Raw genomic sequence first — 23,673 nt, forward strand, 5'->3', positions numbered from 1 at the left:
AATGAAAAAGAAATGATTTTTACATATAATAAGGAACACGTCGGCGATGTTCTTATGGTGATTGTGGCTGAAGACAAGGGTCAGCCTGTTCAGTTTGAACGCAAGGGTCAAGTAGCGCGTGTCTTTCTTGAGGAAACAGGAAAAACAGTGGCCTGGAATATTTTTGAAGCATCAAGTTTGGTTGAGCTTGCTGGAAATGGTCAAGTTTTCTTGACAGATGAGCAAGTTGCGACCTTGAATGCAGCTTTAGCAGAAGAAGGCTTTGCTGAGAGCTTGGTCAACGACAATAGTCCGAAATTTGTTGTTGGTCAGATTGTGGAACTGGTTCCGCATCCAGACAGCGACCACCTCAATATCTGTCAGGTCAATGTTGGGGACAAAACGGTGCAAATCGTAGCTGGAGCACCGAATGCTGCCCAAGGCCTAAAAACCATTGTGGCTCTTCCGGGGGCAATGATGCCGAGCGGTAGCTTGATTTTCCCAGGAAAACTACGTGGTGAAGATAGCTTTGGTATGATGTGCAGTCCGCGTGAATTGGCTCTGCCAAACGCACCACAAGTCCGTGGTATTATCGAATTAGACGACTCCGCAGTAGTCGGAGAAGCCTTTGATCCAGTAAAACACTGGAAGGGATAGAAAAGAAGAATTGGTCGCTTGGCCAATTCTTTTATGCTGGTTCAATTTTTCTTTCAATAGCCTGTTCGATTTCTTCGGTCGATGCTTGATGTGACCTAAGTTGGAAGTAAAGACTAGACAGAAAATGTTGGAGATTGAGCCACCGGAAGTAGTCTACTGGTTCTTGATTTGGAAAGTCCAGCTTGCTAATCCATTCCGTCAGCTCTTGGCTTGACACTTTTTCATTCAGCAGGAGGTAGACAGGAATTTGTGCCAAACGGATTTCCTCGCCAGCTGAGAAAACTTTACTTTGTTTAGTTAGACAAGTGACAATAGTTTGCCAGACTTCTTTGCTTTTTTCAGCGGGAAATTGATCATGACAGCTTGCAGTCAGAAGAAAATCTGCTCCGTGGGCAGCGGTATGGATCCAACCGAGTTTTTCATCGTAGCCAGACCAGTCATGTTCAATCGTCAAATAATCCAAGGCTTGTTGGAAGAGTAGCTCGCGGTCCTCGTCATTTAAAAATGCATGATAAATAGACTCAGAATCATTATCGACAGACAGCAAAAGACAGTAAAGCAAGCAAGTAAAACTTCGTTTTAGTGTGGATACTTCTAGGGAAAAAGGCTTGGTGTCCTGTGAACGTTGAAGTAATTCCTGTGCTTGTTCTCTTGTAATCAAACCATCTAGAAAGATGTGGCAAAAACTAGCATAAACCAATTCATCGCGTATAGCAGGCTCAGGATGACCGATGTTTTCCAACAACCAGACTAGTTCCTGATTGGTATAAGCTTGGGTAGCTTGCAACTTTGAGATAAGGATATTTTTCATAAATTTTCTCCTTTTTTACCATTTTATCATCTTTCCTACGAATAGAAAAGTAGGAGGATATAAGATGTATAATAAAACAATTCTAATCGGTCGCTTGACGGCCCAACCCGAACTCACTCAAACCCCTAACGGTAAAAATCTGACCCGTGTAACCGTCGCAGTCAACCGCCGTTTTAAGACAGAAAATGGCGAACGTGAAGCGGATTTTCTCAATGTCATTTTCTGGGGCAAACTGGCGGAAACACTTGTCTCTTATGGCAGTAAGGGGAGTCTGATTTCTGTTGATGGCGAATTGCGAACCCGTAAATACGAAAAAGACGGCAGCAACCACTATGTGACGGAAATCTTGGGCAATACCTTCCAGTTGCTCGAAAGCCGTGCCCAACGTGCCATGCGAGAAAACAATACTGGCGATGACCTGGCTGATTTGGTTTTGGAAGAGGAGGAATTGCCGTTTTAATATCGGTCTCAAGACCGATGGAGAATGTTGAAAAGTAGGCTATACTATAGTCAATCCTAAATATTTTTCATATCTCCTTAAAAACACCGACAAAAGTTGGTGTTTTTTGCTGTTCATTTTCTATATTTCCACCATTCTACTAGCATAACAATCAGTGACAATAGGATAACGCCATAAAAGAAAAAGATGATGTAGTGAGGGTGGCTAAAGAAAAATATCCAGACGAGCCAGAGTAGATAGGCAAAAGTCATCTTCCCCCAAAAGCCTAATTTACGTTTTAAAAACCATTCTGCAAAACTTTCGTAGGCTGAAAATCGGCTTTCAAGGTAATCTGTTTTTAAATCTCTAAAAAATTTCATGAATACCCCCTAACTTGTTAAAAATAGTATAACATAGTTTGCCAATAATGAATAGGTAAAATCTGTCTCATACTTAAGAAGGATTTTCACGAAAAAGGAATAGAATTTTCTTGACTATTTTTGACCAAGTGATACAATAGGAAATGTGAGTTAGCACTCACGAGTGTAGAGTGCTAAAAATACCAGGAGGTAGTAGAATGTTAAAACCATTGGGCGATCGTATCGTCGTAAAAATTGAAGAAAAAGAACAAACAGTTGGTGGTTTTGTCCTTGCAGGTGCAAGCCAAGAAAAGACAAAAGAAGCAAGTGTCCTAGCGATTGGACAAGGGATTCGTACCTTGAACGGAGATCTGGTTGCACCTGCTGTGGCAGTTGGTGACACAGTGTTGATTGATGCTCATGCAGGCTTGGAAGTCAAAGACGGAGACCAGACTGTTCACATCATCCGTGAAGCAGATGTTTTGGCAATCGTAGAATAAAAGAGGTAGGAAAATGGCAAAAGAAATTAAATTTGCAGCAGATGCACGTGAAAGCATGGTCCGTGGTGTCGATATTTTGGCTGATACAGTCAAAGTAACCTTGGGTCCAAAAGGTCGCAATGTTGTTTTGGAAAAGGCTTATGGCTCACCACTTATTACTAATGATGGTGTAACCATTGCAAAAGAAATCGAGTTGGAAGATCATTTTGAAAATATGGGTGCTAAGTTGGTATCCGAAGTGGCTTCAAAAACCAATGACATTGCCGGTGACGGTACAACAACTGCAACTGTATTGACTCAGGCTATTGTTCGTGAAGGCTTGAAAAACGTAACTGCAGGTGCCAACCCAATTGGTATCCGTCGTGGGATTGAAGCAGCAGTTGCGACAGCGGTTGAAGCCTTGAAAGCTCAGGCAAGCCCAGTATCCAATAAAGCTGAAATTGCTCAGGTAGCAGCGGTATCTTCCCGTTCTGAAAAAGTTGGTGAGTACATTTCAGAAGCAATGGAGCGCGTGGGTACAGATGGTGTTATCACCATTGAAGAATCTCGCGGTATGGAAACAGAATTGGATGTGGTTGAAGGTATGCAATTCGACCGTGGTTATCTGTCACAATACATGGTAACAGATAATGAAAAGATGGTAGCTGAACTTGAAAATCCATTTATCTTGATTACAGATAAGAAAATTTCTCATATCCAAGACATTTTGCCACTCTTGGAAAGCATTCTTCAGACTAACCGTCCATTGTTGATTATTGCTGACGATGTGGATGGTGAAGCTCTTCCTACCCTTGTTCTCAACAAGATTCGTGGTACATTCAACGTTGTTGCTGTTAAGGCGCCAGGATTTGGTGACCGTCGTAAAGCTATGTTGGAAGACATCGCGATTTTGACTGGTGGTACAGTGATTACAGAAGACCTTGGTTTGGACTTGAAAGATGCAACCATTGAAGCACTTGGTCAGGCTGCCAAGGTTGTGGTCGACAAGGATGGTACAACTATTGTTGAAGGTGCTGGCAATCCTGAAGCCATTGCCAACCGTGTGGCTGTTATCAAGTCACAAATTGAGGTAACCACTTCAGAATTTGACCGTGAAAAATTGCAAGAGCGCTTGGCAAAATTGTCTGGCGGTGTTGCTGTTATCAAAGTCGGTGCCGCTACTGAGACTGAGTTGAAAGAAATGAAACTCCGTATCGAAGATGCCCTCAACGCAACACGTGCCGCAGTTGAAGAAGGAATCGTTGCCGGTGGTGGTACAGCCCTTGTAAATGTTATCGATAGCGTAGCGAAATTGGAGTTGAAAGGTGATGATGAAACAGGACGCAATATTGTCCTGCGCGCCTTGGAAGAACCAGTGCGTCAAATTGCTTATAATGCAGGCTATGAAGGCTCGGTTATCATTGATAAACTGAAGAATTCAGAACCTGGCACTGGCTTTAACGCAGCGACTGGCGAATGGGTCAACATGATTGAGGCAGGTATTATTGACCCTGTTAAGGTGACTCGTTCTGCTCTTCAAAATGCGGCTTCTGTAGCCAGCTTGATTTTGACAACGGAAGCAGTCGTTGCCAACAAACCAGAACCAGCCGCTCCAGCTATGCCACAAGGTATGGATGGAATGGGTATGGGTTACTAAGAAATAGCAAAATGACACAGCTGATTGGCTGTGTTTTTTCTTGAAAATTTCAAACATATCTATTTGACAATGGGTTTGGGATGTGGTACTATATTAGACGGTACTTTTTACTTTTGGTCTCTCAAGAGTGTACAGGGACGTGCTGACAAATGTTGCAAAAGTACACACAGATAGGGGTTGTCACCAATGCTCTATCACCAAAAATAAAAAATATATACAGGAGAATGTAGATGCCTACAATTAACCAGTTGGTACGTAAACCACGTAAGTCTAAAGTAGAAAAATCTAAATCACCAGCTTTGAACGTTGGTTACAACAGCCGTAAAAAAGTTCAAACAAACGTTTCATCACCACAAAAACGCGGTGTTGCAACTCGTGTCGGAACAATGACACCTAAAAAACCTAACTCAGCCCTTCGTAAATTTGCTCGTGTACGTTTGAGTAACCTTATCGAAGTTACTGCTTACATCCCAGGTATCGGTCACAACTTGCAAGAGCACAGTGTGGTTCTTCTTCGTGGTGGACGTGTAAAAGACCTTCCAGGGGTACGTTACCATATCGTTCGTGGTGCGCTTGATACTGCAGGTGTTAACGATCGTAAGCAAGGCCGTTCTAAATACGGTACTAAACGTCCAAAAGGCTAAGAAAGGGGAAATATAAATGAGTCGTAAAAATCAAGCGCCTAAGCGCGAAGTATTGCCAGATCCATTGTATAACTCAAAATTGGTAACTCGTTTGATTAACCGTGTTATGTTGGACGGTAAACGTGGTACTGCTGCATCAATCGTTTACGGTGCTTTTGATCAAATCAAAGAAGCAACTGGTAACGATGCACTTGAAGTATTTGAAACAGCAATGGAAAACATCATGCCTGTACTTGAAGTACGTGCACGTCGTGTCGGTGGTTCTAACTACCAAGTCCCAGTTGAAGTTCGTCCGGAGCGTCGTACAACACTTGGTCTTCGTTGGTTGGTAACAATCGCTCGTAACCGTGGTGAGCACACTATGGTTGACCGTCTTGCGAAAGAAATCATGGATGCAGCAAACAACACTGGTGCAGCTGTTAAGAAACGTGAAGACACCCACAAAATGGCAGAAGCAAACCGCGCATTCGCACACTTCCGCTGGTAAGATAGGATGTGAGGACGTTAAGAAAATTCAAGGAAAAATAGGAAATCAGACGATGGACCTTAAGGTCCAAGGAAGATTTACACCTAAAGGTAGCCACACTTGTAATTGGCTAAAGCCAAAACAATTGCGTCTCTTTTTTCCAGAATTTTTCGTCCGAACTCAACTAATTAAGATACAGAGAACGTGCCTGCCGACGAAAAATAGGAAATCGAAGCAGAATGCTTTTGCATTCAATGAGATTTATACCTAAAGGTAGCCACACTTGTAATTGGCAAAAGCCAAAACAATTGCGTCTCTTTTTTCGTTGACAGCAGGCCGTTCGAGTTCAGTTCGACATTGGATATACGCAAGTTAACTGAATTTAATCTAAGATGAAGGAACTTCGTTCAACCATCACAAACTGGATTGAGGATTCCTCATCCACTTCACACCATTAGTAAGAAATCAAGCGGGTGGGATTTGCCCACTCGCTTTTCTTAAAATATGGTATAATTAAAGTATAAAACTAAAATAATAGGAGAACAAACCTCATGGCACGCGAATTTTCACTAGAAAAAACTCGTAATATCGGTATCATGGCGCACGTTGACGCGGGTAAAACAACGACAACTGAGCGTATTCTTTACTACACTGGTAAAATCCACAAAATCGGTGAAACTCACGAAGGTGCATCACAAATGGACTGGATGGAGCAAGAGCAAGAGCGTGGTATCACTATCACATCTGCTGCGACAACAGCTCAATGGAACAACCACCGTGTAAACATCATCGACACACCAGGGCACGTGGACTTCACTATCGAAGTACAACGTTCGCTTCGTGTTCTTGACGGTGCGGTAACCGTTCTTGACTCACAATCAGGTGTTGAACCACAGACTGAAACAGTATGGCGTCAAGCAACAGAATACGGTGTTCCACGTATCGTATTTGCGAACAAAATGGATAAAATCGGTGCTGACTTCCTTTACTCAGTAAGCACACTTCATGAGCGTCTTCAAGCAAATGCTCATCCAATCCAATTGCCAATCGGTTCTGAAGATGAGTTCCGTGGTATCATCGACTTGATCAAGATGAAAGCTGAAATCTATACTAACGACCTTGGTACAGATATTCTTGAAGAAGATATTCCTGCTGAATACCTTGAGCAAGCTGAAGAATACCGTGAAAAATTGGTTGAAGCAGTTGCTGAAACTGATGAAGAGTTGATGATGAAATACCTTGAAGGTGAAGAAATCACTAACGACGAATTGAAAGCTGCTATCCGTAAAGCAACAATCAACGTTGAATTCTTCCCAGTATTGTGTGGTTCAGCCTTCAAGAACAAAGGTGTTCAATTGATGCTTGATGCGGTTATCGACTATCTTCCAAGCCCAGTTGACATCCCAGCTATCAAAGGTATCAACCCAGATACAGATGCTGAAGAAGAGCGTCATGCTTCTGATGAAGAGCCATTTGCAGCTCTTGCCTTCAAAATCATGACTGACCCATTCGTAGGTCGTTTGACATTCTTCCGTGTGTACTCAGGTGTTCTTAACAGCGGTTCATACGTATTGAATACTTCAAAAGGTAAACGCGAGCGTATCGGACGTATCCTTCAAATGCACGCAAACAGCCGTCAAGAAATTGAAACTGTTTACGCTGGTGACATCGCCGCTGCGGTTGGTTTGAAAGATACAACAACTGGTGACTCATTGACAGATGAAAAAGCTAAAGTAATCCTTGAGTCTATCCACGTTCCAGAACCAGTTATCCAATTGATGGTTGAGCCTAAGTCTAAAGCTGACCAAGACAAGATGGGTATCGCCCTTTCTAAATTGGCAGAAGAAGATCCAACATTCCGCGTTGAAACAAACGTTGAAACTGGTGAAACAGTTATCTCTGGTATGGGTGAGTTGCACTTGGATGTCCTTGTTGACCGTATGCGTCGTGAATTCAAGGTTGAAGCAAACGTAGGCGCACCTCAAGTATCATACCGTGAAACATTCCGTGCTTCTACACAAGCTCGTGGTTTCTTCAAACGCCAGTCTGGTGGTAAAGGTCAATTCGGTGATGTTTGGATCGAATTCACACCAAACGAAGAAGGTAAAGGTTTCGAGTTCGAGAATGCTATCGTCGGTGGTGTGGTTCCACGTGAATTCATCCCAGCGGTTGAAAAAGGTCTCGTAGAATCTATGGCTAACGGTGTTCTTGCTGGTTACCCAATCGTTGACGTTAAAGCTAAGCTTTACGATGGTTCATACCACGATGTCGACTCATCTGAAACAGCCTTCAAAGTGGCAGCGTCTCTTGCCCTTAAAGAAGCTGCTAAATCAGCTCAACCAACTATCCTTGAGCCAATGATGCTTGTAACCATCACTGCACCAGAAGATAACCTTGGTGACGTTATGGGTCACGTTACTGCACGTCGTGGTCGCGTTGACGGTATGGAAGCTCGTGGTAACACACAAATCGTTCGTGCTTATGTGCCACTTGCTGAAATGTTCGGTTACGCAACTGTTCTTCGTTCAGCAACACAAGGTCGCGGTACTTTCATGATGGTATTTGACCACTACGAAGATGTACCAAAATCTGTACAAGATGAAATCATCAAGAAAAACGGCGGTAATGCTTAATTGCCCCTAAGGACTGGATTTTCCGGTCCTTTTTCTATAAAAAGAGTAGCTAGGTCTTGCTATTTTGGCGGATAAGTTATATAATGAAAATGTTGAAAAAGTAACCTGTATGCTTACAAGTTACAATTTTCACAAAAGGATTAAAAGGCTTGCCTTTTAAAATAAAGAACTCGATTTTCATAAGGAGGAAATCATTCATGGTAGTTAAAGTTGGTATTAACGGTTTCGGACGTATCGGTCGTCTTGCTTTCCGTCGTATCCAAAACGTAGAAGGTGTTGAAGTTACTCGTATCAACGACCTTACAGATCCAGCAATGCTTGCACACTTGTTGAAATATGACACAACTCAAGGTCGTTTCGACGGTACTGTTGAAGTTAAAGACGGTGGTTTTGAAGTTAACGGTAAATTCGTTAAAGTTTCTGCTGAGCGTGAGCCAGGAAACATTGACTGGGCTACTGACGGTGTAGATATCGTTTTGGAAGCAACAGGTTTCTTTGCTTCTAAAGAAAAAGCTGAGCAACACATCCACGCTAACGGTGCTAAAAAAGTTGTTATCACTGCTCCTGGTGGTAACGATGTTAAGACTGTTGTATTTAACACTAACCACGACATCCTTGATGGTACTGAAACAGTTATCTCAGGTGCTTCATGTACTACAAACTGTTTGGCTCCAATGGCTAAAGCTCTTCATGACAACTTCGGTATCGTTGAAGGTTTGATGACTACAATCCACGGTTACACTGGTGACCAAATGGTTCTTGACGGACCACACCGTGGTGGTGACCTTCGTCGTGCTCGTGCTGCTGCTGCAAACATCGTTCCTAACTCAACTGGTGCTGCTAAAGCTATCGGCTTGGTAATCCCAGAATTGAACGGTAAATTGGATGGTGCTGCACAACGTGTTCCAGTTCCAACTGGTTCTGTAACTGAATTGGTAGCAGTACTTGACAAAAACGTTACTGCTGAAGAAGTTAACGCTGCAATGAAAGCTGCTTCAAACGAATCTTATGGTTACACTGAAGACCAAATCGTTTCTTCAGATATCGTAGGTATCTCATTCGGTTCATTGTTCGACGCAACTCAAACTAAAGTTCTTGACGTTGACGGCAAACAATTGGTGAAAGTTGTTTCATGGTATGACAACGAAATGTCTTACACTTCACAACTTGTTCGTACTCTTGAGTACTTCGCAAAAATCGCTAAATAATCCTTAGTGAAAATCAAAGAGGCTTCGGCCTCTTTTTTTGTCGATAGAAGGTACGGAAAACGTGAGGAAAGCTAGGTAAGTCCTATCGTTTTTTGAGAATTTGTGATATAATGAACTCGTATTAAATTTTTAAGGAGTTTTTATCTCATGGCAAAATTGACTGTTAAAGACGTTGAATTGAAGGGTAAAAAAGTTCTTGTCCGTGTGGACTTTAACGTGCCTTTGAAAGACGGCGTTATCACTAACGACAACCGTATCACTGCGGCTCTTCCTACAATCAAGTACATCCTTGAGCAAGGTGGACGTGCGATTCTTTTCTCTCACCTTGGTCGTGTGAAAGAAGAAGCTGACAAAGAAGGTAAATCATTGGCTCCTGTAGCAGCTGACTTGGCAGCTAAATTGGGTCAAGACGTTGCTTTCATCGCAGGTGCTACTCGTGGTGCTGAATTGGAAGCAGCTATCAATGCTTTGGAAGATGGACAAGTTCTCCTTGTTGAAAACACTCGTTTCGAAGATGTTGATGGTAAGAAAGAATCTAAAAACGACGAAGAGCTTGGTAAATACTGGGCTTCACTTGGTGACGGTATCTTCGTTAACGATGCATTTGGTACTGCACACCGTGCGCACGCATCAAACGTTGGTATCTCAGCAAACGTAGAAAAAGCAGTAGCTGGTTTCCTTTTGGAAAACGAAATTGCATACATCCAAGAAGCTGTTGAAACTCCAGAACGTCCATTCGTGGCAATCCTTGGTGGTTCAAAAGTATCTGATAAGATCGGTGTTATCGAGAACCTTCTTGAAAAAGCTGACAAAGTTCTTATCGGTGGTGGTATGACTTACACATTCTACAAAGCTCAAGGTATCGAAATCGGTAACTCACTTGTAGAAGAAGACAAGCTTGATGTGGCAAAAGCACTTCTTGAAAAAGCTAACGGCAAATTGATCTTGCCAGTTGACTCAAAAGAAGCTAACGCATTTGCAGGTTATACTGAGGTTCGCGATACAGAAGGCGAAGCAGTTTCAGAAGGCTTCCTTGGTCTTGATATCGGTCCTAAGTCAATCGCTAAGTTTGACAAAGCCTTGACTGGTGCCAAAACAGTTGTATGGAACGGTCCTATGGGTGTATTTGAAAACCCAGACTTCCAAGCTGGTACAATCGGTGTAATGGACGCTATCGTGAAACAACCAGGTGTGAAATCAATCATCGGTGGTGGTGACTCAGCAGCAGCAGCTATCAACCTTGGCCGTGCAGACAAGTTCTCATGGATCTCAACTGGTGGTGGTGCATCAATGGAACTCCTCGAAGGTAAAGTACTGCCTGGTCTCGCTGCTCTTACTGAAAAGTAGGCGGTAAGTCAGCTCAAAATATCTGGGGGATATTTTAAGGCTAAAATGCAACGGAAATCCGTTGCATTTTGTGCATCGCGCAGAGTTTCTACGAAGCTAAGCGAGTTGGAAAGTCTAGCAAGGTACAGCTTTGACTGAGAAATAATATATGGCGATAAAAAGGGTTGTGAAAGCAGCTCTTTTCTTGATATAGAGAGGAATCTTGGGGGAGTTGGTCTGGTTTCTTTTCTGAGTGCTTGATTGATCCAAGCTAGTTTTTGTGAATAGATTTAGGAGTATTATATGATTGATGATTTGCTTTCGGGCGATAGTCCATTTTTCTATATATTGTTCTACTTGTTTCTTCATTTATTAGGTTTTTTAGTGCTGAGAACGATTCATGTACTTCCTTCGATAAAGTATTTTTCAGCATAACTTGAGCAATGGAAAGAGCAACTGCATCTATTGCAATGTTGTCTCCTATCCTTTGCTTTGTTTTTCATCTATTTTTACTTATGGCAGAGTATTTGGAGACTTGCAATTGTGCTAACCCTTGGGCTAGTTACTTTGCCACATACACTCTCATTTTTCTCGTTACGTATCTGGAAATATGACAGGTGCAACGGTTGGAAGTTGGTGTGGCATTTGCTTCTTGGCTTGTCGCACATGTATATTTTTATGACAATTAAGAGTTTGAATAGTATACATGCAAATGGAGTTGGTGATTTTGATGTTCAACCTGCTTTCAAGATAGTAGCAATGGTAGCCTCAGTTAGTTTTTATATATTGCAAGTCTATTACTTAGCGTATTTATCCCACAAATCATCTGCTTCATGTTAAAATAGAAGTATGTTCAAGAAATATAAATTTAATCCCAAAGAATTTAAGTTGGGCTTGAGGACTTTTAAGTCGGGTTTGGCAGTTTTTCTGGTTATCCTCTTGTTTGGTCTTTTTGGCTGGCAGGGTATTCAGATTGCGGCTCTGACAGCAGTTTTTAGTCTGCGGGAGGATTTTGATCAGAGTGTTCATTTTGGGACATCTCGAATTTTGGGTAATTCCATAGGTGGCTTTTATGCTCTGCTATTTTTCTTAATAGATGGTCTGTTTCATAATCACTATTTGGTTACTCTATTCTGCGTCCCTGTTTGTGTTATGTTGACGATTATGACAAATGTAGCGATGAACAATAAGGCCGGAATTATAGGTGGCGTGTCGGCCATGCTGATTATCACCCTGTCCATTCCGTCAGGGAATGCTATAGAATATGTTTTTGTGAGAGTTTTCGAAACTTTTGTCGGTGTCTTTATAGCCATTTTAGTTAATTATGATATTAACAAAATAAAAAAACGTTTTCAGAAGCAATGATGTGTCACAAAATGTGACATGATTGATTGACGGATAGAAAAAAATACCCTATAATAGGAATCAGAAAGGAGCTGCCTATGAGAGAAAAAGAGTTTCGTAGATCGTTGGCTGTCTTTCCAATTGGTAGTGTTATGAAATTAACGGATTTGACAGCGCGTCAGATTCGCTACTACGAGGAACATGGTCTGATTTGTCCTGATCGTAACGAGGGCAATCGACGCCTCTATTCTTTGAATGACATGGACCTTTTGTTGGAAATAAAGGATTTTCTAGATGAAGGCTTGAATATTGCGGCGATTAAAAAAGAATATGCCAATCGCAAGGTGAAGCAGGAACAGGAAAAAACTTTGACAGATGAAGATGTGCGGCGCATTCTCCAGGATGAGCTTCGTAATCAAGGACGCTTTTCTAGTCCAAGTAGCAGTATTTTTCGTTAGTCAGTCTAACTAACATCAGTAGTAAATAAAAGGAGACATAATGGCCAATACAGTAGCAGATATCAAACGCGACATTCAAGAGAAAAACGTAACGTTTATTCGTTTAATGTTTACCGATATTTTGGGAGTTATGAAAAACGTTGAAATTCCTGCGACTGAAGAACAGGTAGATAAAGTCTTGTCGAATAAGGCAATGTTCGATGGTTCGTCGATTGAAGGATTTGTTCGAATCAATGAATCAGATATGTATCTTTATCCAGATTTAGATACATGGACTATTTTCCCTTGGGGGGATGAAAACGGACGTGTAGCTGGCTTGATTTGTGATATTTACACAACAGAAGGGGAGCCGTTTGCGGGTGACCCTCGTGGTAACTTGAAAAAAGCTTTGCGCCATATGGAAGCGGCAGGATTCTCTTCTTTCAACTTGGGACCTGAGCCGGAGTTTTTCCTTTTCAAAATGGATGAACAGGGTAATCCAACCCTTGAAGTGAATGACAAGGGTGGCTACTTTGACTTGGCCCCAACTGACCTAGCGGATAATACTCGTCGTGAAATCGTAAATGTCTTGACCGAAATGGGCTTTGAAGTAGAAGCTAGCCACCATGAGGTTGCGGTTGGACAGCATGAGATTGACTTTAAATATGCAGATGTATTGAAAGCTTGTGATAACATCCAGATTTTTAAATTGGTTGTTAAAACAATTGCTCGTAAACATGGTCTTTATGCGACCTTTATGGCCAAGCCTAAATTTGGTATTGCTGGATCAGGTATGCACTGCAACATGTCACTCTTTGACAAGGAAGGGAATAATGCTTTCTTTGATCCAACAGATCCACGTGGCATGCAGTTATCACAAACAGCTTACCATTTCTTAGGTGGTTTGTTAGAACATGCGTACAACTATACAGCTATTACAAACCCAACTGTTAACTCTTACAAACGTTTGGTTCCTGGATTTGAAGCGCCTGTTTATATTGCTTGGGCTGGTAGAAACCGTTCGCCATTGGTACGAGTTCCAGCTTCACGTGGTATGGGGACGCGTTTGGAATTGCGTTCGGTAGACCCTACAGCTAACCCATATTTAGCGATGGCTGTCCTTTTAGAAGTTGGTTTAGATGGTATCGAAAATAAGATAGAAGCTCCAACACCGGTTGAGACAAATATATATGCGATGAGTGATGAGCAACGCCGCGAAGCAGGCATTACTGATCTTCCTTCAACCTTGCATAATGCGTTGAAGGCACTCCGTAAAGATGAAGTTGTTCGGGCAGCTCTTGGAGACCATATTTACACGAACTTTGTGGAAGCTAAGAAAATCGAGTGGGCAAGCTATGCAACGTACGTTTCCCGATGGGAAATCGACAACTATTTGGATATGTATTAAACAAAGGACCCCGACGGGTCCTTTGTTCATGAGCTTGAAAACAAGATGGCGAATTAGGACCCTGACGGGTCCTTTGTTCACGAGCCGAGAAATTGGAAAGCGAGTAATGGTCCGGTGGAGTGAAACAGTCAGGGAAGTGACTGTTTCAGCCTGAGTTAAGAAATAGCGTGGCGAGGGGATGGACATGAGCTTGAAAGCAAGATGGCGAATTTGGAGTGGGAAAGAACTCGACTAGTCTAAAAAGAGTTCGTCTTCCCGCCCCCGCACAGCTCCAACTGTCTGGGAAACAGTTAGAGGTTGGAAATAAGGCGAACTCTTGTTCGCATCAATCGTAAAGGTCAGATTTGGAGTGTAAACCACGAACAAATCTGCCAATCAACCACTGCGCTGAGATGTTGATACGAACTCTGAGAAGCGAGGCTGGACTTTCTGCCCTGTCTCTTGTTCACGAGCCAAGAAACTAGAAAACAAGTAATGGCGCTAAGACCATTTTTCATGAGCTTGAAAGCAAGAGAGTGAATCAGGCACGATGGGTCCTTTTTAAGGATTGTGATTGTAGTAATATAAAATAAATCCCACAGATACCTGTGGGATTTTGAATTGCTATTTATCCGGTGTTAACACCATTGGAATAATAATCGGTTCACGTTCTGTTTTTTCGTATAGGAATGGTCGTAGGGCATTAACAATGGCTCCGTTGACCGTTTGGATATTGGCATCTTTATTGCGCATAGCAATTCGGATAGCGTTGAAAAGGACGCGTTGACTTTCGCGAATAAGCTCACCAGATTCACGCATGTAGATAAAACCACGGCTGAGAATATCTGGACCTGCCAGAATCATCTTGGATTTGAAGTCAACGGTTGCAACAGCAAGTACAACACCGTCTTCTGATAGGTCACGGCGGTCTTTGAGGACAGCTGCACCGATTTCACCGATACGGTTTCCATCTACATAGATGTCTTGGGCGTTGAAGTGCCCTGCTATGCGGGCAGAATCCTTGGTCAATGCTAGGACATCGCCGTTTTCCATGATGAAGATGTTGTCTTTTGGCACGCCTGTATCAACTGCCAGACTAGCATGGATTTTTTGCATACGGTATTCGCCATGGACAGGCATGAAGTATTTTGGCTTGATTAGGCGAAGCATGAGCTTTTGCTCTTGCTGGCCGCCGTGCCCAGAGGTATGGATGTTGTTGATCTTACCGTGAATGACATCGACACCGGCTTCAATCAGGATATTGATCAGCTTGTTAACACCTGTGGTATTTCCCGGAATAGGACTGGACGAGAAGATAACCGTGTCGCCTGGCTGGAGTTGCACCTGACGGTGGGTACCGTGGGCGATGCGAGAGAGTGCTGCCATAGGTTCCCCTTGGCTACCTGTACAGAGAATCATAATCTCGCTGGCAGGGTATTCTTTGATCTCGTTTGGCTCGATGAAGGTATCCTTAGGTACCTTGATGTAGCCGAGCTCGATACCATTAACAATGGCCTTTTCCATGGAACGTCCAAAGACGGCAATTTTACGTCCAGTCTTAACAGCTGCATCAGCCGCTTGTTGCAGACGGAAGATGTTGGAGGCAAAGGAGGCAAAGATAATGCGTCCGTGAATGCCTTCAATCAGCTTCATAATGGATTGGCCGACCACTTTTTCCGAGTTGGTAAAGGTTGGAACTTCGGCGTTGGTAGAGTCGGAGAGGAGACAGAGAACGCCTTCTTCACCGAGAGCAGCCATGCGGTGAAGGTCTGCTGGCTCACCAACAGGCGTGAAGTCGAACTTAAAGTCACCGGTACAGACGATTTTTCCTTGCGGGGTGTCAACTACAATACCGAGTGGTTCTGGAATGGAGTGGGTGGTACGGAAGAAGCTGACTTTGAGGTGCTTGAAGGTCAACTCTGTGTTATGATTGATTTCATGCAAAGTCGCATCACGGAGCAGTCCGTGTTCTTCCAATTTGCCTCGAATGAGGGCGAGAGCTAAAGGTCCAGCATAGATTGGGACATTGGCTTGCTTGAGCAAGAAGGGAATGCCTCCGATGTGGTCTTCGTGCCCGTGGGTAATAACCAGACCTTTAACGCGGTCTAGGTTTTCAACGATGTAGGAGTAGTCTGGGATAACGTAGTCGATACCCAAAAGGTCATCTTCAGGGAACTTGATACCGGCATCGACGATGAGAATTTCATCCTTATACTCGATACCATAGGTATTTTTCCCGATTTCTCCCAAACCACCGATGGCAAAAACGCCAACTTCATGAGGTTTTAGATTGACTGATGACATGGATTAAAACTCCGTAATTTTGAAATCTGCGTGCTCTTTCTCGTATTCAAGATGATTGTCCGATAAGAGGTCAATAAATTCGATGTTGTATTCAGGGCGGTTGGTTTCCACCAATTCACGCGCGATAATACGACCTTCCAATTCTGACGCAGCATCGATGTCTAGATAAAGAGCGCGTGTTTGCTCGCGACGTGGGCTAATTTTTGATTCTTGATAGAATACTTTATAAATCATGTGTAGTATAGTTCCTTTCTTTTTGACTGGCAACTATGAAAAAAGCCCCAAACAGTTGGGGCTGTCTGGTAATGCTTATTCAATTTTCTCGAGTTGTCAATTTATTCAGTCTAAATATTACTCTTCATTATACCATAAAATAGGCTGATGGTAAAAGGGTTTGGTAGGAAAATGGAAAAGTGTCATGATTTTCAGAAACAAGCAGTCATTTGGCAGAATAATAAGTGAAATTGACAAAAATATATTTGGATATTATAATAAATGGAAGTGGAATTTTAATGCATCAAGAAAGGGGATGAGTCATGGGTACAGTACCACAAATGAGTTTAGGCGAATTTTACAGGGAACTCCGAAATTCTCGCTTGGTTAAGCAAAAGGATGTTGTCAGAGGAGACTTTACAGCAGCACAGTTGTCACGCTTTGAATCGGGAAAATCCATGTTGGCAGCGGATAAGTTAATCGTGGCTGTCGAGGGTATTAACATGACCATGGAAGAATTTACTTACAAATACCATGGATATAAAGAAGCACCTCATATCGAGCTGGCCAATCTCATCTCAGATTTGTATTACCAGCAGGACAAAGAAGCTTTGAAAGCTTTATTAACATCAGATTTGTTAGCAGATGAAGGAGAACTTTACTCTCGGCTTAATGCTATTGTTATCAAGGTCGCTTTAGTCGCTTTAGAAGGGATAGATAATGTTGAAGAAGAAGATAGGCAATATTTGGCAGACTATCTCTTCGCTATTGAGGAGTGGACAAGTTTTGAGCTTTATCTATTTATGAATGCACAGATGTTGTTGAATAATCGGATGTTATTGTATTTTGCTCATGACTTATGTAAGGAAGAAAAATCTTTTAATAAACTTAGGAAACATCAGGAACTTATAAAATCTACGTTACTCAATACGATTTCGGAATTATTTGATAGAGGAATATACTCTCAAGTTTCCTATTACTTAGATAAAATGGAGTCTATGATTAGTTTTAAAGATACCTTTGTAAAGATAATGGCTCGCTATTATCGTCTGCTATTGGACTATATCGAAAATGGTCGTTCAGACAAAGAAAAAGAGATAATCGAAACCTACATTCAATCTATACAGGAATTGATAGATGATCAGACAGCTTCGATTATCCGGGTTCATTTTTTAAGATTTGAGTCTTAAAAATAAGAAGTTAGGAGAATGGGGACAGGATTGGATAATGGGTCAATAACGATTGGAATTGATAGCAACAAAGCGAGTACAATAATTGATATATTCTTTTTCATAGAACGCACCTCTTTTTCTTTTTAGTATAGCACAACATTTTATTTGTTAAAATGACTTACATATTTGTAAGTTTAAAAAATTGACTTACAGATTTGTAAGTGGACTTTATTTCGTTTTGAAGATGATACAATGTAGATGTACTATAAAAAGATAGGAGTAGTTTTATGAAAAAGAAGTTCTTAGCAGTTACTATGCTGTTTTCATTGGTTTTTCCAGCTTCTTTAGTGTTTGCTGAGTCTCATGGAGACCACTCTAGTCACGGAGACCATTCTGAGGCTGTTGTTATTAGTGAAATGGCTGAAGGTCAGTTGATTGTGGAGCAACAAATAGAGGTTGCAGCACAGACGGAGCCTCTATATAGTTTTGAAGAAATCTTAGATCTACCAAATGAGGCTTTTCCGAATGCGACTCCTGATGAGGTGGAGAGTATTAAAGGTATGATTGAAGCCACTATGGATTACAATCATTCTGATATGAAGGTACCGTTATCAATGGTATATATTGATAAGACCGCAGAAAATTCAGATGCAATTCTTTCAGGCGGTGGTCTTCCATACTGTTTAGATGATAATGGTTGGGGATACCAAAATTTTATTACCTCAGATTGTAACATAGCTATGGCAGTTGTTAGCCAATGTGTTTATGAATCTATCATTAAGAATCCCAATTTGCGTTACTGTAGAGCGGATTTATATAGAAATTGTTCTCCTAGGATTGGTCACAGTCCATATTGGCATAGACATTAATAAATGTGTTTGTATAAAATTAGAAGGAGTTGCAGGTTGATTCAAAAAATACTAAGACTGTTTGGGCTTGTTAGTTGTCTTCTTGCCTTGGTTTGTGCGGTGGTATTTAGAGAGGGGCTGGTTTCCAATCCACTTGGTCAATTTTCGGGTTTTCCACTTAACCACCAGCATACAGGTTGGGGAACATCGCGTTATTATCCCAACATTGATCCGACAGCAAAGCCGACTCAGGAGGTCAGAGTTGCTATCATTGACTCTGGTATAAGGGAAGAAGCGGTAGATGAGTTTTATGTTGAGGATATGCAAGTTTTTTCCACTTCAACCTCTGTCTTTGATACCATTGGTCACGGGACAAAGATTGCCAGTATCATTGGTGCTAAGAATAATCATGTGCTAACGCTGGGATTGAGCCCGGAAGCAAGATTGTTTTCCTACAAGGTAACGGATGATGACGGGACGATAAAAAATGACTACCTTGTCAAAGCTGTTCAGCAGGCTATTGAAGATCATGTTGATGTTGTGAATCTGAGTATGGTGGTGACCAATCCAAGTAAAGAATTGGAAGATGTGGTTGAAGCCTACCTTCAACAAGGTGGCTATATGGTTGTCCCAGCTTATGATTTGAAAAAGGTAGAGGCCCTAAACCCTCTTTTGACGATTGAAGGGGTTGTCTCCGTAGGTACCTACAATGAATTTTTTACGTTATTGAATCCGCAGGAAGAGATTGCTTACTACGCACCGTACTCTCAAGAAACGCTGTCAATGGAAAACAGGATTGTACGAAGCGAGGGTTCCTCTTTTAGCACGGCCTTTGTTTCGGGGACAATTGCCCACTTGCTCTCCGTCGGACAAACCGATGCAGAAATCACCAAGCAACTAGATGACTTTTTTAGTGCACGGTCTGTGAAGAGCAAGCAGTCTCCATTGTTGGCTGGTTATGAAACGCATCAAGCTTTGGTAAATAACAGCTACACAGTGCTCTCTCTATCTCTGATAGGTCTTCTTGTTTTCCAGACAATCCTAGGGATACTCACCGCGAGAAAAGAGAGTGAGGTGCGGGGTGCTTATATGCGGTACATCGTTGTAACGGACGTGTTACTGGTTATTCTTGCCTTGTTAATTTTGCCGACTCAAATGTGAGGTGTTAGATGGAATTAATTTCAATTGTGTTCGTTGTCCTTATTGTTGGAGTTCAAGTCTATTTTTCGACAAGGTACTTTGCTAAGGCTACTTCCAAGCTACAAAAAGGATTTGTCGTCGTAACGTCCCTCTTTCAAATTGTATTTTCAATCTGGTTGATGCTGTTTGTTACACTGGGATATTTCGGTAGTATTCATTTTTGATGAGATTTTTTTGCCTCCTATACTCATAGGAGGTTTTCTATATTTGAAAAATTCCCCATACTCATAGGAGGTTTTCTATATTTGAAAAATTCCCCAAGTTAGCATACAATAGAGAGTAGCATTGTAAAGAAAGAGAAACTTATGAAAATACTAGCTTTAGACAGCTCCAACCAGGCTTTATCAGTGGCCTTGGTGGAGGATGGTCGCTTGCAGGCGGAAACTCTGCTGGCCGTCAAGAAAAATCATAGTATCAGCCTCATGCCTGTGGTCGATTTTTTGGTGGCACAGGTGGGCTGGACGCCCAAAGACCTGGATAGGATTGTAGTCGCTCAGGGGCCAGGCTCCTACACGGGTCTGCGGGTAGCGGTAGCGACTGCCAAGACCTTGGCCTACACCCTCAAGATTGACTTGGTGGGGGTATCCAGTCTTCAGTCCCTGGTTCCGCCTAGCCTGACGGGTCTGGTGGTGCCCCTCATCGATGCCCGCCGGAACTGCGTCTATGCAGGTGTTTATGAAAATGGCAGAGCAGTCGAGCCAGACCGCTACTGGTCTTTTGAAGACTTGCTTTCTAGCCTGTCTGGCAAGGAAAGTATTACCTTTGTCGGAGAAGTAGAAAATTTTATGGAGCAAATCGAGCAAGTTCTGCCAGCTGCCCATTACCAAACTAGTCTGCCGTCTGCCTATCAACTGGCGGTGATTGGTCAAGACTTGCCAGCAGTAGATGTCACCAGCTTTGAACCCAACTATCTCAAGCGAGTAGAGGCAGAGGAAAACTGGCTCAAGGACAACCAAGCAGGCTCAGAAAGTTATATCAAACGTGTATGATAGAGATTAAACACTACGACGGTCAGGAAAATCTGGCAGAGGCTGTTTTGGCAGTTATGCAGTCGGTCTATGACCAATCTCCCTGGACTCTGGAGCAGATTGTGTCCAGTATGGCTCGTCAGGATGAGGATTACTATCTGGCCTATAAAGGTCAGGAATTGGTCGGATTTTTGGCTGTTCAGACGGTGCTGGATGAGATGGAAATCTTGCAGATTGCTGTCAAGGCTGATTTTCAGAGGATGGGAATCGCCAGTCAACTGATGGCTGCTGTGATGGACTGGGAGGGGGACATCTTCCTCGAAGTGAGGGAGTCTAACAGTGCAGCTCAGACCCTCTATACACGCCAGCATTTTACCAAAATAGGAAAACGAAAAGACTACTACCGTCATCCTGTCGAGGACGCGGTGCTAATGAAGAGAGAACGGAATGAAAGATAGATTGATTTTGGCGATTGAGACTTCGTGTGACGAGACCTCGGTGGCTGTTTTGCGAAATGAGGCGGAGCTTTTGGCCAATGTCATTGCCAGCCAGATTGCCAGCCACCAGCGGTTTGGTGGGGTGGTGCCTGAGGTGGCTAGTCGTCACCATGTGGAAGTGATTACGGCCTGTATCGAGGAGGCCTTGTTGGAGGCGAAAGTAACTGCAGAGGACTTGACGGCTGTGGCTGTGACCTATGGGCCTGGCTTGGTCGGTGCCTTGCTGGTCGGGATTTCGGCTGCCAAGGCCTTTGCCTGGGCCAATGGTCTGCCGCTCATTCCTGTCAACCATATGGCAGGGCACTTGATGGCGGCGCGTGCGGTCAAGGAATTGGAGTTTCCCCTCTTGGCTCTTTTGGTCAGCGGTGGGCACACAGAATTGGTCTATATGTCAGAGGCGGGCGACTACAAGATTGTCGGTGAGACGCGAGATGATGCGGTCGGCGAGGCCTATGATAAGGTGGGTCGGGTCATGGGTCTGCCCTATCCAGCTGGTCGTGTCATCGATGAGTTGGCACATGAGGGGCAGGACATTTACAACTTCCCTCGTGCTATGATAAAGGAAGATAATCTGGAGTTTTCTTTCTCTGGACTCAAATCCGCCTTTATCAATCTCTACCACAATGCCCAGCAGAAAGGGGAAACCTTGTCCAATGCGGACCTGTCGGCCTCTTTCCAAGCCTGTGTTATGGACATTCTCATGGCCAAGACCAAGAAGGCCTTGGAGCAATACCCTGTCAAGACCTTGGTCGTGGCGGGCGGTGTGGCAGCCAATCAGGGCTTGCGGGAGCGGTTGGCAGCTGAAATCACGGATGTGGAGGTCATCATTCCCCCGCTTCGCCTCTGCGGTGACAATGCAGGTATGATTGCCTTGGCAGCGGTCAGTGAATACAACAAGGAAAACTTTGCTGGTTGGGATTTGAATGCCAAGCCTAGTCTGGCTTTTGAAAATTTGTAAAGAAAATTTTGTACATACCTAGAAACGAACTCATCACATTTTGTGGTGGGTTACTTTTTTCATTTGTGGTATACTATATATAGAAAAGTTTTTCATTTGATTTCGAATAAATAAGTAGAGACAAAAATTGGCTCTACCATGAAAAATCAAATGAAAGGATGTGGTATAGTGAGACATACCCTACTAAGACCAACGCAAGACACGGTTGCCAAGAAAATTTTTCAAAACACGGAAGTGACCAAGGCTTTTATTTCAGATATTTTGGACCTGCCTGTTCTAGAAGTAGAACTTCTTGACGGCTACCAGATTCGTCTGCCCAATGATGACTTGCCTAAAGGTTTTTACACGGTGACGGACATTTTAGTCAAATTGGACGATGGCACACAAGTTGTCATTGAAATCCAGATTGCCAAGCAAAAGACCTTTGTCAATCGCCTCTGGGCCTACATCTGTACGCAGGTGCATGACAACGTTGAAAAAATTCGGCAAGAACACGGTCACACCCATTTCACTCACGAGAGGATTTATCCTGTTTACGGTATCGCTCTCTTGGAGAAAAATTATTTTGAAGATGATAAGCCCTTCCACGTGTTTAGCCTGCGTGAAGAAGAGACTAATGAAGAGCTGACTGTCAAACCTAAAACTAGCTCCAAGCACCATAGCCTCTTGAAGATGGCTTTTCTGGAGTTGGAAAAATATCAGCCTGAAACCATTTCCGACTACGATGTCAAAAAATGGTTTGAGTTTTTCGGCAATCGTGATTTTACCATTCAGCCCGACAAGATTATATCTCAGGCTGAACATGCCTTAGACTTTACAAGCTGGACAAAGGAGGAACAAGACATGTGGGATAAGCAAATTGATAGCCTTGAAGTTAGCTACGCTACCTTGGTGACGGCACAGGAGGAGGCACGTGAAGAAGTTCAAATCACCTCTGCGCGTAATTTCTTGTTAGCTGGAGTTGATATTGATATCATATCGAACAGCTTAAACCTTCCTCTCGAGCGAGTTCTCCAACTTCAAAGTGAGTTGAACGCAAATAGCTAACATCTGCCCTCCATATAACCCGAAACCATTTCCGACTACGATGTCAAAAAATGGTTTGAGTTTTTCGGCAATCGTGATTTTACCATTCAGCCTGACAAGATCATATCTCAGGCAGAACACGCCTTAGACTTTACAAGCTGGACAAAGGAGGAAAAAGACATGTGGGATAGACAAATCGATAGCCTTGAGGTTAGTTACGCTACCTTGGTGACTGCGTTTGAAGGTGGACGTGAAGAAGGACGTGAAGAACTTCAAATCACCTCTGCCCGTAATTTATTGCTAGCTGGATTTGATGCTGTTGTCATATCGAACAGCTTAAACCTTCCTCTCGAGCGAGTTCTTCAACTTCAAAATGAGTTGAACGCAAATAGCTAACATCTGCCCTCCATATAACCCGAAACCATTTCCGACTACGATGTCAAAAAATGGTTCGAGTTTTTCGGCAATCGCAACTTTACCATTCAACCCGATAAGATTATCGCCCAGGCTGAACATGCTTTAAAATTCACAAAATGTACCAAAGCCCTCTGGATATGCTCATTCGAGGGTTTTCTCGTGCCTTGTATAGACAATATGTAAAGACCCCCAGTTGAGAATTCGTGGATTTACCTGTACACTAGAATAAAAAAACAATCAACTT

Annotated in this window: 24 protein-coding genes; 20 read left to right on the forward strand and 4 right to left on the reverse strand. The window is 42.8% G+C overall.

Translation table 11 applies throughout. The features are described 5' to 3' along the window. Nucleotides 1-12: 12 nt before the first annotated feature. A complete protein-coding gene (gene ytpR / locus P7J58_RS04920; RefSeq protein ID WP_408555806.1) occupies nucleotides 13-636 on the forward strand; it encodes a YtpR family tRNA-binding protein in 624 nt (207 codons plus the stop codon). Nucleotides 637-667: 31 nt separating this feature from the next. Here the strand turns inward: ytpR and P7J58_RS04925 are convergent, their stop codons facing one another. After that, nucleotides 668-1,447, reverse strand: a complete 780-nt coding sequence (locus tag P7J58_RS04925; protein ID WP_408555807.1) for a DUF2785 domain-containing protein — start codon at nucleotides 1,445-1,447, stop codon at nucleotides 668-670. Nucleotides 1,448-1,511: 64 nt separating this feature from the next. Here P7J58_RS04925 and P7J58_RS04930 point away from each other — a divergent pair, with 64 nt between their 5' ends. Further along, entirely contained in the window at nucleotides 1,512-1,907 is a 396-nt protein-coding gene (locus tag P7J58_RS04930) for a single-stranded DNA-binding protein (protein WP_114866125.1), read from the forward strand. Nucleotides 1,908-2,020: 113 nt separating this feature from the next. Here the strand turns inward: P7J58_RS04930 and P7J58_RS04935 are convergent, their stop codons facing one another. Next, nucleotides 2,021-2,266: a hypothetical protein gene (locus tag P7J58_RS04935; RefSeq protein WP_029179426.1), complete on the reverse strand. Its 246-nt coding sequence runs from the start codon at nucleotides 2,264-2,266 to the stop codon at nucleotides 2,021-2,023. A 197-nt stretch (nucleotides 2,267-2,463) separates the two neighbouring features. Here P7J58_RS04935 and groES point away from each other — a divergent pair, with 197 nt between their 5' ends. From groES to glnA, 10 genes are all read left to right on the forward strand, one after another. Next, the gene (gene groES, locus P7J58_RS04940) at nucleotides 2,464-2,745 is read left to right on the forward strand and encodes a co-chaperone GroES (protein ID WP_171989719.1); all 282 of its coding nucleotides are present in this window, start codon (nucleotides 2,464-2,466) and stop codon (nucleotides 2,743-2,745) included. 13 nt (nucleotides 2,746-2,758) lie between these two features. Then, complete coding sequence (groL, locus tag P7J58_RS04945) at nucleotides 2,759-4,381, forward strand: chaperonin GroEL (RefSeq protein ID WP_408555808.1); 1,623 nt, start codon at nucleotides 2,759-2,761, stop codon at nucleotides 4,379-4,381. Nucleotides 4,382-4,611: 230 nt separating this feature from the next. Then, the gene (gene rpsL / locus P7J58_RS04950) at nucleotides 4,612-5,025 is read left to right on the forward strand and encodes a 30S ribosomal protein S12 (RefSeq protein WP_002940030.1); all 414 of its coding nucleotides are present in this window, start codon (nucleotides 4,612-4,614) and stop codon (nucleotides 5,023-5,025) included. Nucleotides 5,026-5,041: 16 nt separating this feature from the next. Beyond that, nucleotides 5,042-5,512, forward strand: coding sequence for a 30S ribosomal protein S7 (gene rpsG, locus P7J58_RS04955; protein WP_029178040.1), 471 nt, complete (start codon nucleotides 5,042-5,044; stop codon nucleotides 5,510-5,512). 530 nt (nucleotides 5,513-6,042) lie between these two features. Beyond that, nucleotides 6,043-8,124 (forward strand): elongation factor G, encoded by a 2,082-nt coding sequence (gene fusA, locus P7J58_RS04960; protein ID WP_408555809.1) that lies wholly within the window; start codon nucleotides 6,043-6,045, stop codon nucleotides 8,122-8,124. A 197-nt stretch (nucleotides 8,125-8,321) separates the two neighbouring features. Beyond that, nucleotides 8,322-9,332, forward strand: coding sequence for a type I glyceraldehyde-3-phosphate dehydrogenase (gene gap, locus P7J58_RS04965; protein ID WP_024397990.1), 1,011 nt, complete (start codon nucleotides 8,322-8,324; stop codon nucleotides 9,330-9,332). 147 nt (nucleotides 9,333-9,479) lie between these two features. After that, a complete protein-coding gene (locus P7J58_RS04970) occupies nucleotides 9,480-10,679 on the forward strand; it encodes a phosphoglycerate kinase (protein WP_408555810.1) in 1,200 nt (399 codons plus the stop codon). 828 nt (nucleotides 10,680-11,507) lie between these two features. Beyond that, nucleotides 11,508-12,023, forward strand: a complete 516-nt coding sequence (locus P7J58_RS04975; protein ID WP_408555811.1) for an FUSC family protein — start codon at nucleotides 11,508-11,510, stop codon at nucleotides 12,021-12,023. A 77-nt stretch (nucleotides 12,024-12,100) separates the two neighbouring features. Further along, entirely contained in the window at nucleotides 12,101-12,460 is a 360-nt protein-coding gene (locus P7J58_RS04980) for a MerR family transcriptional regulator (RefSeq protein ID WP_408555812.1), read from the forward strand. Between the two features lie 40 nt (nucleotides 12,461-12,500). Continuing rightward, nucleotides 12,501-13,847, forward strand: coding sequence for a type I glutamate--ammonia ligase (gene glnA, locus P7J58_RS04985; protein ID WP_408555813.1), 1,347 nt, complete (start codon nucleotides 12,501-12,503; stop codon nucleotides 13,845-13,847). 603 nt (nucleotides 13,848-14,450) lie between these two features. Here the strand turns inward: glnA and rnjA are convergent. Both rnjA and P7J58_RS04995 read right to left on the reverse strand, forming a co-directional pair. Continuing rightward, complete coding sequence (gene rnjA / locus P7J58_RS04990) at nucleotides 14,451-16,130, reverse strand: ribonuclease J1 (protein WP_408555814.1); 1,680 nt, start codon at nucleotides 16,128-16,130, stop codon at nucleotides 14,451-14,453. A 3-nt stretch (nucleotides 16,131-16,133) separates the two neighbouring features. Continuing rightward, entirely contained in the window at nucleotides 16,134-16,364 is a 231-nt protein-coding gene (locus P7J58_RS04995) for a DNA-dependent RNA polymerase subunit epsilon (RefSeq protein ID WP_002938523.1), read from the reverse strand. 302 nt (nucleotides 16,365-16,666) lie between these two features. On the opposite strand from P7J58_RS04995, the gene P7J58_RS05000 reads away from it, so the two are divergent. The 8 genes from P7J58_RS05000 (at nucleotide 16,667) to P7J58_RS05035 (ending at nucleotide 23,408) form a co-directional block, all read left to right on the forward strand. After that, nucleotides 16,667-17,533 (forward strand): Rgg/GadR/MutR family transcriptional regulator, encoded by an 867-nt coding sequence (locus tag P7J58_RS05000; protein ID WP_024412005.1) that lies wholly within the window; start codon nucleotides 16,667-16,669, stop codon nucleotides 17,531-17,533. Nucleotides 17,534-17,802: 269 nt separating this feature from the next. Continuing rightward, entirely contained in the window at nucleotides 17,803-18,384 is a 582-nt protein-coding gene (locus tag P7J58_RS05005; protein WP_024397995.1) for a hypothetical protein, read from the forward strand. 36 nt (nucleotides 18,385-18,420) lie between these two features. Beyond that, on the forward strand, nucleotides 18,421-19,524 hold the full coding sequence (locus P7J58_RS05010; protein ID WP_073259261.1) for a S8/S53 family peptidase: 1,104 nt from the start codon (nucleotides 18,421-18,423) through the stop codon (nucleotides 19,522-19,524). Nucleotides 19,525-19,868: 344 nt separating this feature from the next. Further along, nucleotides 19,869-20,552: a tRNA (adenosine(37)-N6)-threonylcarbamoyltransferase complex dimerization subunit type 1 TsaB gene (gene tsaB / locus P7J58_RS05015; RefSeq protein WP_408555815.1), complete on the forward strand. Its 684-nt coding sequence runs from the start codon at nucleotides 19,869-19,871 to the stop codon at nucleotides 20,550-20,552. Beyond that, nucleotides 20,549-20,989 (forward strand): ribosomal protein S18-alanine N-acetyltransferase, encoded by a 441-nt coding sequence (rimI, locus tag P7J58_RS05020; RefSeq protein ID WP_029179433.1) that lies wholly within the window; start codon nucleotides 20,549-20,551, stop codon nucleotides 20,987-20,989. Before tsaB ends, rimI begins: the two co-directional genes overlap by 4 nt. Beyond that, a complete protein-coding gene (gene tsaD / locus P7J58_RS05025; RefSeq protein WP_029179434.1) occupies nucleotides 20,979-21,986 on the forward strand; it encodes a tRNA (adenosine(37)-N6)-threonylcarbamoyltransferase complex transferase subunit TsaD in 1,008 nt (335 codons plus the stop codon). Before rimI ends, tsaD begins: the two co-directional genes overlap by 11 nt. A 168-nt stretch (nucleotides 21,987-22,154) precedes the next feature. After that, nucleotides 22,155-23,033 (forward strand): Rpn family recombination-promoting nuclease/putative transposase, encoded by an 879-nt coding sequence (locus P7J58_RS05030; protein WP_161605683.1) that lies wholly within the window; start codon nucleotides 22,155-22,157, stop codon nucleotides 23,031-23,033. A 159-nt stretch (nucleotides 23,034-23,192) separates the two neighbouring features. Further along, the gene (locus P7J58_RS05035) at nucleotides 23,193-23,408 is read left to right on the forward strand and encodes a hypothetical protein (protein ID WP_408555816.1); all 216 of its coding nucleotides are present in this window, start codon (nucleotides 23,193-23,195) and stop codon (nucleotides 23,406-23,408) included. Nucleotides 23,409-23,673 lie beyond the last annotated feature (265 nt).

Origin of the sequence: Streptococcus suis (assembly GCF_046032535.1) — a bacterium.
GTDB classification, from domain to species: Bacteria; Bacillota; Bacilli; order Lactobacillales; family Streptococcaceae; genus Streptococcus; species Streptococcus suis_AK.

What these genes read in the sequence shown, in the direction of transcription:
- ytpR (WP_408555806.1), top strand. Translation starts at nt 13, where the DNA reads ATGATTTTTACATATAATAAGGAACACGTCGGCGATGTTCTTATGGTG.
- P7J58_RS04925 (WP_408555807.1), bottom strand. Translation starts at nt 1,447, where the DNA reads ATGAAAAATATCCTTATCTCAAAGTTGCAAGCTACCCAAGCTTATACC.
- P7J58_RS04930 (WP_114866125.1), top strand. Translation starts at nt 1,512, where the DNA reads ATGTATAATAAAACAATTCTAATCGGTCGCTTGACGGCCCAACCCGAA.
- P7J58_RS04935 (WP_029179426.1), bottom strand. Translation starts at nt 2,266, where the DNA reads ATGAAATTTTTTAGAGATTTAAAAACAGATTACCTTGAAAGCCGATTT.
- groES (WP_171989719.1), top strand. Translation starts at nt 2,464, where the DNA reads ATGTTAAAACCATTGGGCGATCGTATCGTCGTAAAAATTGAAGAAAAA.
- groL (WP_408555808.1), top strand. Translation starts at nt 2,759, where the DNA reads ATGGCAAAAGAAATTAAATTTGCAGCAGATGCACGTGAAAGCATGGTC.
- rpsL (WP_002940030.1), top strand. Translation starts at nt 4,612, where the DNA reads ATGCCTACAATTAACCAGTTGGTACGTAAACCACGTAAGTCTAAAGTA.
- rpsG (WP_029178040.1), top strand. Translation starts at nt 5,042, where the DNA reads ATGAGTCGTAAAAATCAAGCGCCTAAGCGCGAAGTATTGCCAGATCCA.
- fusA (WP_408555809.1), top strand. Translation starts at nt 6,043, where the DNA reads ATGGCACGCGAATTTTCACTAGAAAAAACTCGTAATATCGGTATCATG.
- gap (WP_024397990.1), top strand. Translation starts at nt 8,322, where the DNA reads ATGGTAGTTAAAGTTGGTATTAACGGTTTCGGACGTATCGGTCGTCTT.
- P7J58_RS04970 (WP_408555810.1), top strand. Translation starts at nt 9,480, where the DNA reads ATGGCAAAATTGACTGTTAAAGACGTTGAATTGAAGGGTAAAAAAGTT.
- P7J58_RS04975 (WP_408555811.1), top strand. Translation starts at nt 11,508, where the DNA reads ATGTTCAAGAAATATAAATTTAATCCCAAAGAATTTAAGTTGGGCTTG.
- P7J58_RS04980 (WP_408555812.1), top strand. Translation starts at nt 12,101, where the DNA reads ATGAGAGAAAAAGAGTTTCGTAGATCGTTGGCTGTCTTTCCAATTGGT.
- glnA (WP_408555813.1), top strand. Translation starts at nt 12,501, where the DNA reads ATGGCCAATACAGTAGCAGATATCAAACGCGACATTCAAGAGAAAAAC.
- rnjA (WP_408555814.1), bottom strand. Translation starts at nt 16,130, where the DNA reads ATGTCATCAGTCAATCTAAAACCTCATGAAGTTGGCGTTTTTGCCATC.
- P7J58_RS04995 (WP_002938523.1), bottom strand. Translation starts at nt 16,364, where the DNA reads ATGATTTATAAAGTATTCTATCAAGAATCAAAAATTAGCCCACGTCGC.
- P7J58_RS05000 (WP_024412005.1), top strand. Translation starts at nt 16,667, where the DNA reads ATGGGTACAGTACCACAAATGAGTTTAGGCGAATTTTACAGGGAACTC.
- P7J58_RS05005 (WP_024397995.1), top strand. Translation starts at nt 17,803, where the DNA reads ATGAAAAAGAAGTTCTTAGCAGTTACTATGCTGTTTTCATTGGTTTTT.
- tsaB (WP_408555815.1), top strand. Translation starts at nt 19,869, where the DNA reads ATGAAAATACTAGCTTTAGACAGCTCCAACCAGGCTTTATCAGTGGCC.
- rimI (WP_029179433.1), top strand. Translation starts at nt 20,549, where the DNA reads ATGATAGAGATTAAACACTACGACGGTCAGGAAAATCTGGCAGAGGCT.
- tsaD (WP_029179434.1), top strand. Translation starts at nt 20,979, where the DNA reads ATGAAAGATAGATTGATTTTGGCGATTGAGACTTCGTGTGACGAGACC.
- P7J58_RS05035 (WP_408555816.1), top strand. Translation starts at nt 23,193, where the DNA reads ATGTGGGATAGACAAATCGATAGCCTTGAGGTTAGTTACGCTACCTTG.